The following is a 21202-nucleotide window of genomic DNA, read 5'->3' on the forward strand; positions in this document are numbered from 1 at the left end:
ATGGACAACGAGCAGCGCCTCCGGGACTACCTGAAGCGGGCGACGGTCGACCTCCGGCGCACCCGCCAACGGGTCCAGGAGTTGGAGGACTCGGCGGTCGAGCCGCTGGCCATCGTCGGCATGGGCTGCCGCTACCCCGGCGACGTGCGCGGTCCGGAGGACCTGTGGGCGATGCTGGCGCGCGGCGGGCACGGCATCACCGGCTTCCCCACCGACCGCGGCTGGGACCCCGAGGCCCTGGGCGCCTCCGCCACCCTCTCCGGCGGGTTCCTGCACGACGCGACCACCTTCGACGCCGACTTCTTCGGCATCTCCCCGCGCGAGGCCCTGTCCATGGACCCGCAGCAGCGGGTGCTGCTGGAGACCGCCTGGGACGCGGTCGAACGGGCGGGCATCGACCCGCTGGCGCTCAAGGGCAGCCGGACCGGGGTGTTCGTCGGGGCGATGCCGCAGGAGTACCGGGTCGGCGCGGGCGACAACGTCGACGGATTCCGGCTGACCGGCAACACCTCCAGCGTGGTGTCCGGGCGGCTGGCGTACTTCCTGGGCCTGGTCGGCCCCGCCATCACCGTGGACACCGCGTGCTCGTCGTCGCTGGTGTCGCTGCACCTGGCCGCGCACGCGCTGCGGGCGGGGGAGTGCGACCTGGCGCTGGTCGGCGGGGTGACCGTGATGGCCAGCCCGATCACGTTCGTGGAGTTCTCCAAGCAGGGCGGGCTGGCCGCCGACGGGCACTGCCGCTCCTTCGCCGACTCCGCCTCGGGCACCGGCTGGGCCGAGGGCGCGGGCGTGCTGGTGCTGGAGAAGCTGTCCGACGCTCGGCGCAACGGTCACCACGTGCTCGCGGTGGTGCGCGGTTCCGCGGTCAACCAGGACGGCGCGAGCAACGGGCTCACCGCGCCCAACGGCCCGTCCCAGGTCCGCGTCATCGAGCAGGCGCTGCTCAACGCCCGGCTGTCGGCCGACCAGGTCGACGTGGTGGAGGCGCACGGCACCGGCACCACCCTGGGCGACCCGGTGGAGGCCGAGGCGCTGCTGGCCACCTACGGCCGCAACCGGCCCGAGGGCCGCCCGCTGCTGCTGGGTTCGGTGAAGTCCAACCTCAGCCACACCCAGGCCGCCGCCGGTGTCGCGGGCGTCATCAAGGTGGTGCTGGCCCTGCGGCACGGGCTGCTGCCCAAGACCCTGCACGCGGACGAGCCGACGTCGCACGTGGACTGGTCGGCCGGGACCGTCGCGCTGGCCACCGAGCACACGCCGTGGCCCGCCGACGCGGACCGCCCGCGCCGCGCCGGTGTGTCGTCGTTCGGCCTCAGCGGAACCAACGCGCACGCCATCATCGAGGAGGCACCCGCGGTCGAGGAGTCGGCGCCTCCCGTTGAGGTCGCCGCGGGCCCGGTGCCGCTGGTGCTCTCCGGCCGCACCCGGGAGGCGCTGGCCGCGCAGGCCGATCAACTTTTGTCCACCGTGGACGAGCACGGCGTGGTGGACACCGCGCTGTCGCTGGCCACCACCCGCTCCGCGTTCGAGCACCGCGCGACCGTGGTGGCCGCCGACGCCGAGCAGGCCAGGGCCGGGCTGGCGGCCTTGGCCGCGGGCGAGGCACCGGCGGACCGCCCCACCCGGGGCAAGCCCAAGCTCGCCGTGCTGTTCACCGGGCAGGGCGCGCAGCGCGCGGGCATGGGCCGCGAGCTGTACGACCGGTTCCCGGTGTTCGCGAACGCCCTGGACGAGGTGTGCGCCGCGCTGCGACCGCACCTGGAGCGCAAGCTGCGCGAGGTGATGTGGGCCAAGACCGCGCACACCCTCAACCGCACCGAGTACGCCCAGCCCGCGCTGTTCGCCGTCGAGGTGGCGCTGTACCGGCTGGTCGAGTCCTGGGGCGTGCGGCCCGACTACCTCGCGGGCCACTCCATCGGCGAGCTGTCCGCCGCGCACGTCGCCGGGGTGCTGGACCTGCCCGAGGCGGCCGCGCTGGTCGCGGCGCGCGGGCGGCTGATGCAGGCCCTGCCTTCAGGCGGGGTCATGACCTCCGTGCGGGCCCCGGAGTCCGTCGTGGCCCCCCTGGTCGAACCGCACGCCGACCGCGTGTCCATCGCGGCGGTCAACGGGCCGGACGCGGTGGTCGTGGCGGGCGAGGCCGAAGCGGTCGCCGGGATCGAAGCGCTGCTGGCCGAGCTGGGGCACAGGACCAAGCGGCTGCGCGTCTCGCACGCCTTCCACTCCCCGCTCGTGGACCCGGTGCTCGACGGGTTCCGGGCGGTCGCCGCCGGGCTGTCCTTCCACGAGCCGCTGCTGCCCGTGGTGACCTCGGTGACCGGCCTGCGGGGCGGGGTCGAGCAGTTGACCAGCGCCGACCACTGGACCGAGCACGTGCGCGCGACGGTGCGCTTCCACGACAGCCTCACCTGGCTGCACGAGCACGGCGTCACGGCGTTCCTGGAACTGGGCCCGGACGGCGTGCTCAGCACCCTGGTGCGCGAAGCCCTGCCCGAGGCCGACGCCGTCGCCTCGCTGCGCGGGGCGCAGCCCGAGGGCGCGGCCGTGGCCGCCGCCGCCGCCGGGCTGCACGCGCTCGGCGTGCCGGTGCGCTGGGCCGACTACTTCGCGGGCACCGGGGCCCGCCGCGTCGACCTGCCCACCTACCCCTTCCAGCGGCGCCGCTTCTGGCCGCGCGACGGCCACGCCGCGGGCGACCTGCGCGCCGCCGGGCTCGGCGCCGCCAACCACCCGCTGCTGGCCGCCGCCGCGTCGCTGGCGGACTCCGACGGCGCCCTGCTCACCGGCAGGCTGTCGCTGGCCGCGCAACCGTGGCTGGCCGACCACACCGTCCGCGGCACCACCGTGCTGCCCGGCACCGCGCTGCTGGAACTGGCCGTCCGCGCCGGGGACGAGGTCGGCTGCGGCCGGGTCGCCGAGCTGACCCTGACCGCTCCGCTGGTGCTGCCCGAGCAGGGTGGCGTGCAGGTGCAGTTGTGGATCGGCGGCCCCGACGCGGACGGGCGCCGCACCCTCACCGCCTACTCGCGCCCCGACGCGGGCGAGGCCACCGACTCGGCCGAGGACCGGCCGTGGACCCGGCACGCCGACGGTGTGCTGGCCCCGGGTGGGCAGCCGAGCGACTTCGACGCCACCGCCTGGCCGCCCGCGGGCGCCGAACCGGTGGACCTGGACGGCTTCCACGACCGCACCGCCGAGGCGGGCCTGGCCTACGGGCCCGCGTTCCGCGGCCTGGTCGCGGCCTGGCTGGCCCCGGACGGCGCCGTGTTCGCCGAGGTCGCGCTGCCCGAGCACGTCGCGGCCGACGCCGCCGCCTTCGGCGTGCACCCGGCCCTGCTCGACGCGGCCCTGCACGCCGTGGGGTTCACTGCCGTGGGCGACGGCGGTGTCGCGCTGCCGTTCTCCTGGGAGGGCGTGCGCCTGCACGCCACCGGCGCGGACGCGGCCAGGGTGCGGCTGGTGCCCCTGGGCGGGTCCGCGGTGTCGGTCGAGGTCGCCGACCCGGCGGGCGCCCCGCTGGTGTCGGTGGACTCGCTGGCCCTGCGCCCGCTGGCCGACGCGCCGGTGGTCGCCGCACCGGGCCGCGACGCCCTGTTCCGCGTGGACTGGGTTCCGGTGCCCGGTGGCGCGTCACCCGCGTCCGTCGCCGTCCTGGGCCCGGACGTGCCCGCGTTGCCGGGGCTGGAGGTGCTGGTCGCCGCCGGGATCGCCGACCTGCCTGGCGCGGTGCCGCCGGTCGTGCTGGCACCCGTGCCCGCCGGGTCCGGGAACCCGGTCGCCGACGCGCACGCCGCCACCGCGTGGGCCCTGGGCCTGGCGCAGGAGTGGCTGGCCGAGGAGCGCTGCGCGGGGTCGCGGCTGGTGTTCACGACCCGTGGTGGGGTGTCCACGCGGGCGGGTGAGTCGGTGGACCCGGCGCAGGCCGCCGTGTGGGGCTTCGCCCGGGCGGTCGAGGTGGAGAACCCGGGCCGGTTCGGTGCCCTGGACGCCGGGGCCGACGCGGTCGTGGCGCTCGGCACCGGCGAACCGCAGGTCGCGGTGCGCGATGGCGTGGCGCTGGCCGCCCGGCTGGCACGGGTGAGCCCACCCGAGGAGCCCACCGCCGTCTCCTGGGGCGGTGGCACGGTCCTGGTCACCGGTGGCACCAGCGGCATCGGCGCGCTGGCGGCGCGGCACCTCGCCGAGCACCACGGCGTGCGCGACCTGCTGCTGGTCAGCAGGCGCGGCGCCGACGCCGACGGCGTGGCCGACCTGGTCACCGCGATCGCCGGGCTGGGCGCGCGGGTGCGCGTGGTCGCCGTCGACGTGGCCGACCGGGACGCGCTGGCCGCCGTGCTCGCCGCGGCCGAGCCGCCGGTGACCGGTGTCCTGCACGCGGCCGGGGTCCTGGACGACGGCGTGCTGGCGTCGCTGACCCCGGAGCGGGTCGCGGCCGTGCTGCGCCCCAAGGTCGACGCGGCCTGGCACCTGCACGAGCTGGCCGGGGACCTGTCGGCCTTCGTGGTGTTCTCCTCGGCGGCGGGCGTGCTGGGCGCGGCCGGGCAGTCGGGCTACGCGGCGGGCAACGCCTTCCTCGACGCCCTGGTGGCCCGGCGCCGGGCCGCGGGCCTGCCGGGCGCGTCCCTGGCCTGGGGGCCGTGGGACCGCGGCGCGGGCATGACCGGGTCGCTCGGGGAGTCCGCCATGCTGCGGCTGGCCCGCACCGGCGCCCTGCCGCTGTCCGCTGTGGACGGCCTCGCCCTGTTCGACGCGGCCCTGGCCTGCCCGGACGCGCAGGCAGTGCCGGTGCGCCTGGACCTGCCCGCGCTGCGCGCCCGCGACGAGGTCCCGCCCGTGCTGCGCGGCCTGGTCCGGCCGCGGGTCCGCCGCGGCGCCGCGACCGCCGCCGCGGCGGACGGCCTCGCGCGGCGGCTGGCCGGGATGGGCGCCGCCGAACGCGCCGACGCGGTCCTGGAGCTGGTGCTCAGCCGGGTCGCCGCGGTGCTCGGCCACGCGGGCACCGGGCACGTCGACCCGCAGCGGGCGTTCTCCGACCTGGGCTTCGACTCGCTGACCGCGGTCGAGCTGCGCAACCAGCTCGCCGCCGCCACCGGCCTGCGCACCTCGCCGACACTGGTCTTCGACCACCCCACGCCCACGGCGCTGGCCGCGCACGTGCTGGCGGAACTGCTCGGCTCCGACAGCGCCGGGGCCGAACCGGTCACCACCGCGGCGGCCGCGGCCGACGACCCGATCGCGATCGTCGGCATGGCCTGCCGCTACCCCGGCGGGGTCACCTCCCCGGAAGACCTGTGGCGGCTGGTCACCGAGGGCGCCGACGCCATCTCCGGCTTCCCGACCAACCGCGGCTGGGACCTGGGCTCCCTGTTCGACCCGGACCCCGACCACCCCGGCACCTCCTACGTCCGCTCCGGCGGGTTCCTGCACGACGCGGGCGAGTTCGACCCCGGGTTCTTCGGCATGAGCCCGCGCGAGGCGCTGGCCACCGACGCCCAGCAGCGGCTGCTGCTGGAGGCGTCCTGGGAGGCCGTCGAACGCGCGGGCATCCCCCCGGCGTCCCTGCGCGGCAGCCGCACCGGCGTGTTCGCCGGTGTCATGTACAGCGACTACGCCAACGCCCTCGGCGGCGGCGAGTTCGAGGGCCACCAGGGCACCGGCACCTCGGCGAGCGTGGTGTCCGGGCGGGTGTCCTACACCCTGGGCCTGGAGGGCCCGGCGGTCACGGTGGATACGGCCTGCTCCTCCTCGCTGGTGGCGATGCACTTGGCCGCGCAGGCGCTGCGCGGCGGGGAGTGCTCGCTGGCGCTCGCGGGCGGGGTCACCGTCATGTCGACCCCGACGCCGTTCCTGGAGTTCTCCCGGCAGCGAGGCCTGGCCGCCGACGGCCGGTGCAAGGCGTTCTCCGACGCCGCCGACGGCGTGGCGTGGGGCGAGGGCGTCGGTGTGCTGGTGCTGGAGCGGTTGTCCGACGCGCGCCGCAACGGGCACCCGGTGCTCGCGGTGGTCCGGGGTTCCGCGGTGAACTCCGACGGCGCCTCCAACGGGCTCACCGCGCCGAACGGCCCCGCGCAGCAGCGGGTCGTCCGCGCCGCGCTGGCCAGCGCCCGCCTCTCCGCAACCGACGTGGACGCCGTGGAGGGCCACGGCACCGGCACCGCCCTGGGCGACCCGATCGAGGCGCAGGCGCTGCTGGCGACCTACGGCCGCGACCGCGACCCCGAGCGGCCTCTGTTGCTGGGCTCGGTGAAGTCCAACATCGGCCACACCCAGGCGGCCGCGGGCGTGGCCGGGGTGATCAAGATGGTGCTGGCGCTGCGGCACGGCGTGCTGCCGCGCACCCTGCACGTGGACGCGCCGTCGACGAACGTCGACTGGACCGCGGGCGAGGTGCGGCTGCTCACCGAGCAGACCCCGTGGCCGGAGACCGGCCGCCCGCGCCGGGCGGCGGTGTCGTCGTTCGGCTTCAGCGGCACCAACGCGCACACCATCCTGGAGGCCGCGCCACCCGTCACCGACACCGCGCCCGCCCCGCAGGTGGTGCCCGGCGTGGTCCCGGTGCTGGTGTCCGGTCGCGGCCGCGACGCCCTGCGGGCGCAGGCCGAGCGGCTGCTCGGGCGGCTCGACTCGGCCACCCCGCTCGACCTGGCGCACTCGCTGGCGACCACCCGCTCCCGGTTCGGGCAGCGGGCGGCCGTGCTCGCCCCCGACGCCGACACCCTCCGCCGCGCGCTCGCCGCGCTGGCCGCCGACCGGCCGGACGCCGCCCTGGTCGAGGCCGAGGTGGCGCCCGGGCGGGTCGCGGTCGTCTTCTCCGGCCAGGGTTCGCAGCGCCTGGGCATGGGCCGCGAGCTGCACGGCCGGTTCCCGGTGTTCGCCGCGGCCTTCGACGCGGTCCTGGCTGAGCTGGACCCCGGGGTGCGCGACGTCGTCTGGGGCGCCGACGCCGAGGAGCTGAACCGGACGGGGTGGGCGCAGCCCGCGCTGTTCGCGCTGGAGGTGGCGCTCTACCGGCTCCTGGAGTCCTGGGGCGTGGTGCCGGACTACGTGGCGGGCCACTCCGTCGGCGAGGTCACCGCGGCCCACGTGGCCGGGGTGCTGCCGTTGGCGGACGCGGCGGCGCTGGTCTCCGCGCGGGCGCGGCTGATGCAGGCACTGCCCGGGGGCGGTGCCATGACGGCCATCGAGGCCACCGAGGACGAGGTGGCGACCGAGCTGGTGGACGGCGTGTCCATCGCCGCCGTCAACGGCCCCGCCGCCGTGGTCATCGCCGGTGCGGCCGAGGCCGTGGAGCAGGTCGTCGAGGTGTTCCGCGCCCGGGGCAACCGCACCAAGGCGCTGCGCGTGTCGCACGCGTTCCACTCGCCGCTGGTGGAGCCCATGCTGGAGGGGTTCCACGCGGCGGTGGCGGGGCTGTCGTTCGCCCCGGCGCGCATCCCCGTGGTGTCCAACGTGTCCGGTGAGCTGGCGGGCGCGGAACTGTCCACCGCCGAGTACTGGGTGCGGCACGTGCGGGAGGCGGTGCGGTTCGCCGACGGCGCGCGCACCCTCGTCGAGCGCGGGGTGCGCACCGTGGTCGAGCTGGGCCCCGACGGCGTGCTGTCGGCCATGGTGGAGGACTCCGTCGGCGAGGACGCGGTCGCGGTCGTGCCCGCGCTGCGCCCGGACCGCGGCGAGGAGCAGGCCGCCGTCACGGCGCTGGCCCGCCTGGACACCCTGGGCGTGCCCGTCGACTGGACCGCGTTCTTCGCGGGCACCGGCGCCCGCCGGGTCGACCTGCCGACCTACGCCTTCGCGCGCGAGTCCTACTGGCCGCAGGCCCGCAGGGCGACCGCCGCCGACCCGGCCGCCGAGCGGCTCTGGGCGGCCCTCGACGGCGACGCCGCCGGGCTGGCCGACCTGCTCGGCCTCGGCGCCGAGCAGCGCGGCTCGCTGGCCGACCTGCTGCCCGCGCTGTCCACGTGGCGGCGGGAGCAGGGCGAGCGCTCCGCCCTGGACACCTGGCGCTACCGCGTCGACTGGACCGCCCTGCCCGAGCGGGCCGCCGCGCTCACCGGCACCTGGCTGCTCGTCACCGCCCCGGCGGACATCGACGCAGAAGACACGGGCACCGAAGGAGAGGTTGCCGCCGCTCTGCGTGCCCACGGCGCCGAGGTCCGCACCCTGGTGGTGGCCGACACCGACCGCGCCGAGCTGGCAGCCCGCCTCGCCGAGGCGGCCACGGCCGACGGGTTCACGGGTGTGGTGTCGGTGTTGCCGTCCGCTGAGGACCCACTGGGGTTCCCGCTGGGCCTCGCGCTGACCGTCACCCTGGTGCAGGCACTGGGCGACGCCGGGCTCACAGCTCCACTGTGGACGATCACCCGGGGTGCGGTGGGCACCGGGCCGGACGACCCGGTGCGCAGCCCCGCGCAGGCGGCCACCTGGGGTCTCGGCCGCATCGTGGCCCTGGAGCACCCCGACCGCTGGGGCGGTCTGGTCGACCTGCCAGCGGTGCTCGACGAGCGCGCCGCCCGCCACCTGGCCGCCACCCTGGCCGACCCCGGTGGTGAGGACCAGGTCGCCGTCCGCGCGGCGGGCAGGCGCGGTCGCCGCCTGGTCCGGTACCTGCCCACCCTGCCCGCGGCCGGGTTCACCGCGCGCGGCACCGTGCTGGTCACCGGTGGCACCGGTGGCCTCGGCGGCGAGGTGGCGCGCTGGCTGGCCCGCGCCGGGGCGCGGCACCTGGTGCTGACCAGTCGCCGCGGCCCGGCCGCCCCGGGTGCCGCCGAGCTGCGCGCCGAGCTGGAGGAGCTGGGCGCCGCGGTCGAGATCACCGCCTGCGACGTGGCCGACCGCGCCGCGCTCGCCGCCGTGCTGGCCGCCGTCCCCGCCGAGCACCCGCTGACCGGGGTCGTGCACACCGCGGGCACCAGCGACGTGAAGCCGCTGGCCGAGACCGGGTTGGCCGAGTTCGGGGCCGTGCTGTCGGCCAAGGTGGCCGGGGCGCTCAACCTCGACGCCCTGCTCGGGGACACCGACCTGGACCTGTTCGTGCTGTTCGGCTCCATCGCGGGCACCCTCGGCGGCGGTGGCCAGACCTCCTACGGCGCCGCCAACGCCTACCTCGACGCGCTCGCCGAGCACCGGGCCGCCCGCGGCCTGACCGCGACCTCGGTCGCCTGGGGGCCGTGGGCGGGCGCGGGCATGGCCACCGACGAGGTGATGTCGGAGACGTTCCGGCGCAGCGGCCTGCGGTTCCTGCCCGCCGCGCCCGCGCTCACCGAGCTGGGCGACGCCGTGGTCCGCGGCGACACCACCGTCACGGTGGTGGACCTGGACTGGGCCCGCTACGCGCCGGTGTTCACCGCCGTCCGCCCGAGCCCGCTGCTGTCCGCCCTGCCCGAGGTCGCCGCGCAGGCCGACCCCGCGACGGCCCCGGCAGGCAGTGAGTTCGCCGCGCGCCTGGTCGCGCTGCCCGCCGACGAGCGGGCGCACCTGCTGGTCGACCTGGTCCGCACCGAGGCGGCGGCCGTGCTGGGCCACGACTCCGCCGAGGGCGTGCCGGAGCGGCGCGCGTTCCGCGACGGCGGCTTCGACTCGCTCACCGCCGTGGAGTTGCGCAAGCGGCTCAACCGCGTCACCGGCCTGTCGCTGCCCAGCACCATCGTGTTCGACTACCCGAACCCCGTGGTGCTCGCCGACTTCCTCGCGGGCGAACTGCTGGGCGCGGCGGCGGGCGCCCCCGGCGCGGTGGCCGCCACGACCGCGGCGGCCGACGAGCCCATCGCCATCGTCGGCATGGCCTGCCGGTTCCCCGACGGGGCGGGCACGCCCGAGCGGTTCTGGGACCTAGTGGCGAACGGGGTCGACGCCAGCACCGAGTGGCCGCTGGACCGGGGCTGGGACCCGGCGGCGCTGTTCGACCCCGACCCGGACAAGCCCAACACCACCTACACCACGCGCGGCTCCTTCGTGCACGACGCGGGGGACTTCGACCCCGGGTTCTTCGACATCTCCCCGCGCGAGGCGCTGGCCATGGACCCGCAGCAGCGGCTGCTGCTGGAGACCACGTGGGAGGCGGTCGAGCGCGCGGGCATCGACCCCGCCACCCTGCGCGGCAGCGCGACCGGCACGTTCGTGGGCTCCAGCTTCCAGGACTACGCCGCCGCCCGGGTCGACGACCTCGAACCGCACGTCGTCACCGGTTCCATCCCCAGCGTGCTGTCCGGGCGCCTGGCCTACGTGCTCGGCCTGGAGGGCCCGGCCGTCACCGTCGACACCGCGTGCTCCTCCTCCCTGGTGGCGATGCACCTGGCCTGCCAGTCGCTGCGCGCGGGCGAGACCACGCTCGCCCTGGCGGGCGGTGCCACCGTGATGCCCAACCCGTCCGGGTTCACCGCGTTCAGCCGCCAGCGGGCGCTGGCCGGTGACGGCCGGTCCAAGGCGTTCGCCGAGGACGCCGACGGCATGGGCCTCGGCGAGGGCGTCGGCGTGGTGCTGCTGGAGAAGCTGTCCGACGCGGTGGCCAACGGGCACCGGGTGCTGGCGGTCATCCGCGGTTCCGCGGTGAACTCCGACGGCGCGTCCAACGGCCTCACCGCGCCCAACGGCCCGTCGCAGCAGCGCGTCATCCGGCAGGCGCTGGCCAACGCGCGCCTGGAACCGTCCGACGTGGACGTGGTGGAGGCGCACGGCACCGGCACCGCGCTCGGCGACCCGATCGAGGCGCAGGCGTTGCAGGCCACCTACGGCCGCGACCGCGACCCGGAGCGCCCGCTGCTGCTGGGCTCGGTGAAGTCCAACATCGGCCACACCCAGTCGGCCGCGGGCGTGGCGAGCGTGATCAAGATGGTGTTGGCGCTCAACCACGGCGTGCTGCCGCGCACCCTGCACGCGCAGACCCCGTCCTCGCACATCGACTGGAGCGACGGCACCGTAGCCCTGCTCACCGAGGCCCGGCCGTGGGCGGCGGGGGAGCGGGTCCGCCGCGCCGGGGTGTCCTCCTTCGGCATCAGCGGCACCAACGCGCACGTGCTGGTCGAGGAGGCGCCCCCCGCGCCCGCACCCGCCGGGCGGGAATCCGCGCCGGTCCCGGCCCTGCCGCTGGTGTTCTCGGCCCGGTCCGCCGCCGCCCTGCGCGGCCAGGCCGCGCGCCTGGCGAACGTGGCTGCCGACCCGGTTGACCTCGGCCACTCGCTGATCACGTCCCGCACCCTGTTCGAGCACCGGGCGGTCGCCGTCGGCGCCGACGCCGCGGCGCTCACCGGGGCGCTCGGGGCGTTCGGCCGCGGCGAGGCCGCCCCGACCGTGGTCGAGGGCGTCGCCGACGTCGAGGGCCACACCGTGTTCGTCTTCCCCGGCCAGGGCGCGCAGTGGGTCGGAATGGGCGCGCGGCTGCTGGAGGAGTCGCCCGTGTTCGCCGCCCGGGTCGCCGAGTGCGCGGCGGCTCTCGCGGAGTTCACCGACTGGTCGCTGCTCGACGTGCTGCGGCAGGTCGACGGGGCACCGGCGCTGGACCGGGTCGACGTGGTGCAACCGGCGTCCTTCGCGGTGATGGTGTCCCTGGCGGCGCTGTGGCGCTCCCGGGGCGTGCACCCGGACGCCGTGGTCGGCCACTCCCAGGGCGAGATCGCCGCGGCCGTGGTGGCGGGCGCGCTGTCGCTGGCCGACGGCGCCCGCGTGGTGGCCCTGCGCAGCGCGGCCATCGCCAGGCGGCTCGCGGGCCGGGGCGGCATGATGTCGGTGCCGCTGCCGGTGGAGCGCGTCGAGCCGCTGCTGCCCGCCGACGGGTCGGTGCAGCTCGCGGCGGTCAACGGGCCGGGCTCGGTCGTCGTGGCCGGTGCGCCCGCCGCGCTGGACGCGCTGTTCGACACCCTGACCGCCGACGGCGTGCGGGTGCGGCGCATCGCCGTGGACTACGCCTCGCACACCGCGCAGGTGGAGGACCTGCGCGACGAGCTGCTGGAAGTCCTCGCGCCCATCTCCCCCCGGGCCGCCGAGGTGCCGTTCCACTCCACGGTCACCGGCGAGTGGTTGGACACCACCGGCATGGACGCGGGCTACTGGTACCGCAACCTGCGCCACACGGTCGGCTTCGGCCCCGCCATCGCCGCCCTGCTCGAATCGGGCCACCGGGTGTTCATCGAGGCCAGCCCGCACCCGGTGCTCGGCGTGGGCATCACCGAGTCGGTGGACGCGGCGGGGGTGCGGGCCGTGGTGACCGGCACGCTGCGCCGCGACCAGGGCGGCCTGGACCGCTTCCTGCTGTCGCTGGCCGGGGTGTTCGTGCGCGGGGTCCGCGTCGACTGGACCGGGCAGTACCCGGGCGGTCGCCGCGTCGACCTGCCCACCTATGCCTTCCAGCACGAGCGGCTGTGGGTCCCGGTCGAGCCGCAGGCCGTCGCCGCGGGTGGCGCCGACCCCGTGGAGGCCGGGTTCTGGTCCGCGGTGGAGCAGGGCGACCTGGCCGGGCTCACCGCCGACCTGGCGGTGGACGAGCAGTCGCTGGCCGCGGTGCTGCCCGCGCTGTCGGCCTGGCGCGGGCGCCGCCGTGAGGAGTCCACTGTGGACTTGTGGCGCTACCGGGTGTCGTGGACCCCGGTCGCCACCGGTCAGCCCGCCCTTGCGGGCCGCTGGCTCGTGGTCACCGCCGAGGGCGTCGCCGACGAGGACGTGTTCGCCGCGCTCGCCGACCACGGCGCCGAGCCGCAGCGCCTGGTGCTCGACGCCGGGTGCGCGGACCGGACCGTGCTCGCCGAGCGGCTGGCCGGGTTCGCCGACGTCGCGGGCGTGGTCTCGCTCGCGGCCGGGTCGCGCCGCCCGCTGGCCGGGTTCTCCGCGCTGGACGAGGGCACCGCCCTGACCGTCGCCCTGGTGCAGGCGCTGGGCGACACCGGCATCGAGGCGCCGCTGTGGGTGCTCACCCGCGGCGCCGTGTCCACCGGGCGCGGTGACGAGGTGGCGCACCCGGAGCAGGCGCAGGCGCTCGGCATCGGCTGGACGGCCGCGCTGGAGCACCCCCGCCGGGTCGGCGGCACCGTCGACCTGCCCGCTGAACTCGACGCCCGCGGCCGGGCCAGGCTCGCCGCGGTGCTGTTCGGCGCCACCGGTGAGGACCAGCTCGCCGTGCGCCCGGCGGGCACCCTGGCCAGGCGCGTCGTGCGGGCGCCCAGGACCGGGGACGACCCTGGGCGGACCGCTCGCGGCACGGTGCTCGTCACCGGCGGCACCGGCACGCTGGCCCCGCACCTGGCCCGCTGGCTGGCCGCCCGGGGCGCCGAGCGCGTCGTGCTGACCAGCCGCCGCGGCCCCGACGCGCCGGGCGCGGCCGACCTGGTCGCCGAGCTGACCGCGCTCGGCACCACCGCCGAGGTCGTGGCCTGCGACGTCACCGACCGCGCCGCCGTCGCCGCCCTGCTGGAACGGCTGCGCGCCGACGGCCCGCCGCTGCGCTCGGTGGTGCACACCGCGGCCGTGATCGAGCTGCACAGCCTGCACGACACCACCCCGGCGGACTTCGAGCGCGTGCTCGACGCCAAGGTGACCGGTGCCCGCGTCCTGGACGAGCTGCTGGCCGACGACGAGCTGGACAGCTTCGTGCTGTACTCGTCCACCGCGGGCATGTGGGGCTCCGGGGTGCACGCGGCCTACGTGGCGGGCAACGCCCACCTGCACGCGCTGGCCGCCGCCCGCCGCGCCAGGGGCCTGCCCGCGCTCGCGCTGTCCTGGGGCATCTGGGCCGACGACCGCGAGCTGGGCCGGGTCGACCCGGGCCAGATCCGGCGCAGCGGCCTGGTGTTCATGGAGCCGGGCCCGGCGCTGACCGCGCTGGGCCACGCCCTGGCGGGCACCGAGCCCGCGCTGGCCATCGCCGACATCGACTGGGACCGCTACCACTCGGTGTTCACCTCGGGTCGCCCGAGCACGCTGTTCGACGAGATCCCCGAGGTGAAGGCGCTCACCGCCGTCGCGGAACAGCCCGCGACCGGCGGCGCCGGGGGCGAGTTCGCCGCCTCGCTGCGCGCCCTGCCCCCCGGTGAGCGGCGGCGGGTGCTGCTCGACCTGGTGCGCGGCCGGGCCGCCACCGTGCTCGGCCACACCTCGGGCGACGCGGTCGGCGAGCAGCGCGCGTTCCGCGACGCCGGGTTCGACTCGGTGACCGCGATCGACCTGCGCAACCGCATCGCCGAGGCCACCGGTCTGACACTGTCCAGCACCATGGTGTTCGACCACCCGAACCCGCTCGCGCTGGTGGAGTACCTGCTCGCCGAGATCGCCGGGGAGGCCCCGGCCGGGACCGGGCGGGTCGCGGTGGGCGCAGCACCGGACGAACCCATCGCCATCATCGGCATGAGCTGCCGCTACCCGGGCGGCGCGAACTCGCCGGAAGCCCTCTGGGACCTGGTCACCGGCGGGGTGGACGCGATCAGCGGGTTCCCGGCCGACCGCGGCTGGAACGCCGAGGACCTGTACGACCCGGACCCCGACCGCGCGGGCCGGACCTACTCGGTGCAGGGCGGTTTCCTGCACGACGTGGCCGACTTCGACGCGGGTTTCTTCGGCATCTCCCCGCGCGAGGCGCTGGCCATGGACCCGCAGCAGCGCCTGCTGCTGGAGACCTCCTGGGAGGCGTTCGAGCGGGCGGGCCTGGACCCGCACGGGCTGCGCGGCAGCCGCACCGGTACGTTCATCGGGGCCAGCTACCAGGACTACACGGCCTCGGTGTCGCGCACGGCGGAGAGCGCCGAGGGCCACATGATCACCGGTTCGCTGGGCAGCATCCTGTCCGGCCGGGTGGCCTACCTGCTCGGCCTGGAGGGCCCCGCGGTCACCCTGGACACCGCCTGCTCCTCCTCGCTGGTCGCCCTGCACCTGGCCGCGCAGTCCCTGCGCACCGGGGAGAGCGAACTGGCGCTGGCGGGCGGGGTGAGCATCATGTCCAGCCCGGGTGCCTTCGTCGGGTTCTCCCGGCAGCGCGCGCTCGCGGTGGACGGGCGCTGCAAGGCCTACTCCGACGCCGCCGACGGCATGACCCTGGCCGAGGGCGTCGGCGTGGTGCTGCTGGAGAAGCTGTCCGACGCGGTGGCCAACGGGCACCGGGTGCTGGCCGTGCTGCGGGGTTCCGCTGTGAACCAGGACGGCGCGTCCAACGGGCTGACCGCGCCGAACGGCCCGGCGCAGCAGCGCGTCGTGCGCGCCGCGCTGGCCAACGCGCGCCTGGAACCGTCCGATGTGGACGCGATCGAGGGGCACGGCACCGGCACCTCGCTGGGTGACCCGATCGAGGCGCAGGCGCTGTTGGCGACCTACGGCCGCGACCGCGACCCCGAGCGCCCGCTGCTGCTGGGCTCGGTGAAGTCCAACATCGGCCACACCCAGATGGCCTCCGGTGTCGCCAGCGTGATCAAGCTGGTGCTGGCGCTGCGCCACGGCGTGCTGCCGCGCACCCTGCACGCGGAGGTCCCCTCCAGCCACGTCGACTGGTCCAGCGGCGCCATCAGCCTGCTGACCGAGCCCGTGCCGTGGCCGGAAACCGGTCACCCGCGCCGGGCGGCGGTGTCCTCGTTCGGCCTCAGCGGCACCAACGTGCACGCCATCCTGGAACAGGCGCCGGAACAGGAGGTGCCGGTCGTCCCCCGGGTCGAGCGCACCGCGCCGGTGCTGGTGTCCGGGCGCGGCGACGACGCCCTGCGCGCCCAGGCCGGGCGCCTGCTGGAACTGCTGCGCACCGCACCGGACACGCACCCGGCCGACCTGGCCTTCTCCTCGGCCACCAGCCGTTCCGCGCTGGAGCGCCGGGCCGCGGTGATCGCCGAGGACACCGACGCACTGGTGCGCGGGCTGACCGCCGTGCGCGACGGTGCCCCGGGCGCGGGTGTGCTGCGCGGCTCGGTGCGGCGGGGCGGTCTGGCGGTGCTGTTCACCGGGCAGGGCGCGCAGCGCGCCGGCATGGGCCGCGAGCTGTACGACCGGTTCCCGGTGTTCGCGGACGCGCTGGACGAGGTCCTGCTGCACCTGGACGCGGAGCTGGACCGGCCGCTGCGGGAGGTCATGTGGGCCGACGACCCGACCGAGCTGGACCGCACCGGCAACACCCAGCCCGCGCTGTTCGCCGTCGAGGTGGCGCTGTACCGGCTGGTGGAGTCCTGGGGCGTGCGACCGGACCACCTGGCGGGCCACTCGGTCGGCGAGCTGGCCGCCGCGCACGTCTCCGGTGTGCTGTCCCTGGCGGACGCGGCCACCCTGGTCGCCGCGCGGGGCAGGCTGATGCAGGCGCTGCCCGAGGGCGGCGCGATGGTGTCCGTCCGCGCCGGTGAGGCCGTGGTCGCGGCGAAGCTGGTGGGCTTGGAAGACCGGGTGTCCATCGCCGCGGTCAACGGCCCGGAGTCCGTGGTGGTCTCCGGTGACGAGGACGCCGTGCTCGCGCTGGCCGAGGACTTCGCGGCCGACGGGCACCGCACCCGGCGACTGCGGGTGAGCCACGCCTTCCACTCGCCGCGCGTGGACGCCGTGCTGGACGACTTCCGCCGGGTCGCCGCAACCCTGGCCTACCAGCCGCCGCGCATCCCGATCGTGTCCAACGTGACCGGTGAGCCGGTCACCGCCGAGCAGGTCTGCGACCCCGAGTACTGGGTTCGGCACGTGCGGGCCGCCGTGCGCTTCGCCGACGGCGTCACCTGGCTGGCCGGGCACGGCGTGCGCACCTTCCTGGAGCTGGGCCCGGACGCCGTGCTGACCGGCATGGCGCGGGAAAGCCTGCCCGAGGGCGACGCGGTCGTGGTGGCCTCGCTGCGCCGGGACCGGGACGAGGCGACCGCCGTCGCCACCGCCGTCGCCGACCTGCACGTGCACGGCGTGGACGTGGACTGGTCCGCGTTCTTCGCCGGGACCGGCGCCGGGCGCGTCGACCTGCCCACCTACGCCTTCCAGCGCGAGCGGTTCTGGCCCGAGCCCGGTGCCGAGCCGGTGCCGACCCCGGAGGGCAGCGTCGACGCCGGGTTCTGGGCGGCCGTGGACAACGCCGACCTGGACTCGCTCGCCGCCGACCTCGACCTGCCCACCGACACCCTGTCGGCCGTGGTGCCCGCGCTGTCGACCTGGCGGCGGCGGCGCGACGGGGAGGCCGCCGTGGACGCCCTGCGGTACCGGGTGTCCTGGGCCCCGGTCTCCGCAGGCTCGACCGTGCTCGGCGGCACCTGGCTGGTGCTGGTGCCCACCGCCGAGGACGACCCCGAGTGGTCGGCCGCGGTTCTGGGCGGCCTGGACGCGGCGGGCGCGCACACCGTCCGGGTGGACGTGACCGAGTCCGATCGCGCCGACCTGGCCGAGACCCTGCGCGCCCGAGCGGGTGACGGCTTCGCGGGCGTGGTGTCCCTGCTGGCGACGGCACAGCGGGGGGAGGCCGAGGTGCCCGCCGGACTCGCGCTGACCACGGCGGCCGTCCAAGCCCTCGGCGACGCCGGGCTGACCGCGCCACTGTGGTGCCTGAGCAGGGGCGCGGTCGCCGTGGACGGCTCCGACCCCGCGCCGGACCCCGACCAGGCCGCGGTGTGGGGCCTGGGCCGGGTGGCCGCGCTGGAGCAGCCCACCACCTGGGGCGGGCTCATCGACCTGCCCGCCCGGCTCGACGTCGGCACCGCGCGGCGGCTCGGCGGGGTGCTGGCGGGCAACGGCGAGGACCAGGTCGCGGTCCGCCCGGCGGGCGCGTTCGCCCGCAGGCTCGCCCATGCCGCCCCCGGTGGCACCGCGCGGCCGTACACCCCGTCCGGCACGGTGCTCATCACCGGCGGCACCGGCGGCATCGGCGGGCACGTCGCCCGCTGGCTGGCCGGGGCGGGTGCCGAACACCTCGTACTGACCAGCAGGCGCGGCCAGGACGTCCCAGGCGCGCCCGCCCTCGCCGCGGAGCTGGAAGCGCTCGGCGCCCGGGTCACCATCGCCGCCTGCGACGCCGGGGACCGCGACGCCCTCGCCGCGCTGCTCGCCGACACGCCGCCGAACGCGGTCTTCCACACCGCCGGTGTGCTGGCCGACGGCGTGCTGGAATCCCTCGCACCGGAGTCGTTCGCGGCCGTCCTGCACGCCAAGGCGACCGCGGCGCGCAACCTCGACGAGCTGACCGCAGGGCTGGACCTCGACGCGTTCGTGCTGTTCTCCTCCACCACCGGCACGATCGGCGCACCGGGGCAGGCGAACTACGCCGCCGCGAACGCCTGGCTCGACGCCTTCGCCGAGCGCAGGCGGGCAGGCGGTCGGGTCGCCACGTCTATCGCGTGGGGCCCGTGGGCCGAGGCGGGCATGGTCGCCGACGGCGAGCTGGCCGCCCGGATGCGGCGCGGCGGCTTCGAGCCGATGGGCGTGCCGACCGGGGTCGCCGCGCTGCGCCGGGCCGTCGAGCTGGGCGACGCGGCGGTGGTGGTCGCCGACGTCGACTGGGCGGCCTTCGTGCCCGCGTTCGCGCAACTGCGGCAGACCACGCTGGTCGCCGACCTACCGGAGGTGCGCGCGCTGCGCGCGGCAGCGGTGGTCGAGCGGCCGTCGGAGTCCGGCCTGCGCGCGGAGCTGCTGGCCCGTCCCGAGGGCGAACGCCGCCGGGTGCTGCTGGAGCTGGTGCGGGCGCAGGTCGCCGCCGTGCTCGGGCACGCCGACGCCACCGGGGTCGACGTCGACCGGGCGTTCCGCGACCTGGGCTTCGACTCGGTGACGACCCTGGAGCTGCGCAACGGGCTGGCCGCCGCCACCGGCACCGCCCTGCCCGCCTCGCTGATCTACGACCACCCGACCCCGGTCGAGCTGACCGACTTCCTGCTCGGCGAGGTCGTCGGCGCGGCGGCACCGGCGACCGGGGCGCCGGTGGCGGCGGCCCGGCCGGTGGCCGACGACCCGATCGCCATCGTGGGCATGGCCTGCCGCTTCCCCGGCGGCGTGTCCTCGCCCGAGCAGCTCTGGGACCTGGTGGCCACCGGGGGCGAGGGCATCGGCGCGTTCCCCACCGACCGCGGCTGGGACCTGTCCGCCCTCGCGGCGGGCGCCTCGGCCTCGGTGGAGGGCGGGTTCCTCGACGGCGTCGCGGACTTCGACGCCGCGCTGTTCGGCATCTCCCCGCGCGAGGCGCTGGCCATGGACCCGCAGCAGCGGCTGCTGCTGGAGACCGCGTGGGAGGCCGTGGAACGGGCAGGCATCGACCCGACCGGCCTGCGCGGCTCGCCGACCGGGGTGTTCGTGGGCACCAACGGGCAGGACTACCTGTCCGTGCTGCGCACGGCGGCCGAGGACGTGCGCGGCCACGCTGCCACCGGGGTCACCGCCAGCGTGCTGTCCGGGCGCGTGTCCTACGCCCTGGGCCTGGAGGGGCCCGCGGTCACCGTGGACACGGCCTGCTCGTCGGCGCTGGTGGCGCTGCACTGGGGCGCCGGGTCGCTGCGGTCGGGCGAATCCTCGCTGGTGCTGGCAGGCGGTGTCTCCGTGATGTCCACACCGGACTCCATCGTGGAGTTCACCACCCAGGGCGGGCTGTCCCCGGACGGCCGGTGCAAGGCGTTCTCCAACGCCGCCGACGGCACCGCCTGGGCCGAGGGCGTTGGCGTGCTGGTGCTGGAGCGGCTGTCCGACGCCAGGGCCAACGGGCACCGGGTGTGGGGCCTGGTGCGCGGCACGGCGATCAACTCCGACGGCGCCTCCAACGGCCTGACCGCGCCGAACGGCCCGTCGCAGCAACGCGTCATCCGGGCCGCCCTCGCCGACGCCGGTCTGTCCACATCGGACGTCGATGCCGTCGAGGCGCACGGCACCGGCACCCCGCTGGGCGACCCGATCGAGGCGCAGGCGCTGCTGGCGACCTACGGCCGCGACCGGGAGACCCCGCTGCTGCTGGGTTCGGTCAAGTCGAACATCGGCCACACGCAGGCCGCCGCCGGGATCGCGGGCGTGATCAAGGTGGTCATGGCGATGCGGCACGGCACCGTGCCGCCGACCCTGCACGCGGACACCCCCTCCGCGCACGTCGACTGGTCCGCGGGCACCGTCGCGCTGGTCACCGACCCGGTCGCGTGGCCGGAGACCGGCCGCCCGCGCCGCGCCGGGGTGTCGGCCTTCGGGGTGAGCGGCACGAACGCGCACGTGGTCATCGAGCAGGCGCCCACAGAGCAGGCACCCGCCGAGCCGACCCCCGCCGCCGTGGAACCGGAGGTGCGCCCGGGGGTCGTGCCGTGGCCGGTGTCCGGGCGCACCCGCGAGGCACTGGACGCCCAGCGCGAACAGCTCGGCCGGTTCGCCGCCGAGCACGGGCCCGCGCCGGTGGACGTGGGCTGGTCGCTGGTCGCGACCAGGGCCGACCTGCCGCACCGGGCGGTGCTGCTGAGCACGCCGGACGGCGTCGTCGAGTCGGTGTCCGGGACGGCGCGCGGCGGCGGTGCCGTGGCCGTGCTGTTCTCCGGCCAGGGTGCGCAGCGGCTGGGCATGGGCCGCGAGCTGCACGCCCGGTTCCCGGTGTTCGCCGCCGCCTTCGACGCGGTGGTGGCCGCGCTGGAGGTCGACGTCCGCGACGTGGTGTGGGGCGCCGACGCGGCTGCCCTGGACGACACCGGCTGGGCGCAGCCCGCGCTGTTCGCGCTGGAGGTGGCCCTGTACCGGCTGGTGGAGTCGTGGGGGGTGCGGCCGGACCTCGTGGCCGGGCACTCCATCGGCGAGGTCGCGGCGGCGCACGTCGCCGGGGTCCTGTCGCTGCCCGACGCGGCGGCGCTGGTCTCGGCGCGGGCCCGGCTGATGGCCGAGCTGCCCACCGGCGGTGCCATGACGGCGATCGAGGCGGGCGAGGACGAGGTCCGCGCCGAACTGGTCGACGGCGCGGTCGTCGCCGTGGTCAACGGCCCGCGGGCGGTGGTCGTGGCCGGAACGCGGGACGCGGTCGCCGCCGTGGCCGCGCGGTTCCAGAGGTCCCGGGCGCTGCGGGTCTCGCACGCGTTCCACTCACCGCTGATGGACCCGATGCTGGACGAGTTCCGCGCGGTGGCCGAGGGCCTGACCTACGGCACGGCCGCCATCCCGGTGGTGTCCACCCTGTCCGGGGCCCTCGCGGGCGACGAACTCGCCACCCCGGAGTACTGGGTCCGGCAGGTCCGCGAGGCGGTGCGCTTCGGCGACGGGGTGGCCGCGCTGCTCGACGCGGGCGTGACGACCCTGCTCGAACTCGGCCCCGACGGCGTGCTGGCCGCGCTGGCCGCCG

General features: G+C 76.8%; 1 protein-coding gene (cut by a window edge). It reads left to right on the forward strand.

The window, feature by feature from the left end:
* A protein-coding gene (locus DFQ13_RS13190) for a type I polyketide synthase (RefSeq protein WP_110080159.1) crosses the window boundary here: on the forward strand, positions 1-21202 show its 5' portion. 6689 nt of this gene lie beyond the right edge of the window; 21202 of the gene's 27891 nt are visible here — the first part of the coding sequence; its start codon is at positions 1-3; the stop codon falls past the right edge of the window.

The organism is Actinokineospora spheciospongiae (genome assembly GCF_003182415.1).
GTDB classification, from domain to species: domain Bacteria; phylum Actinomycetota; class Actinomycetes; order Mycobacteriales; family Pseudonocardiaceae; genus Actinokineospora; species Actinokineospora spheciospongiae.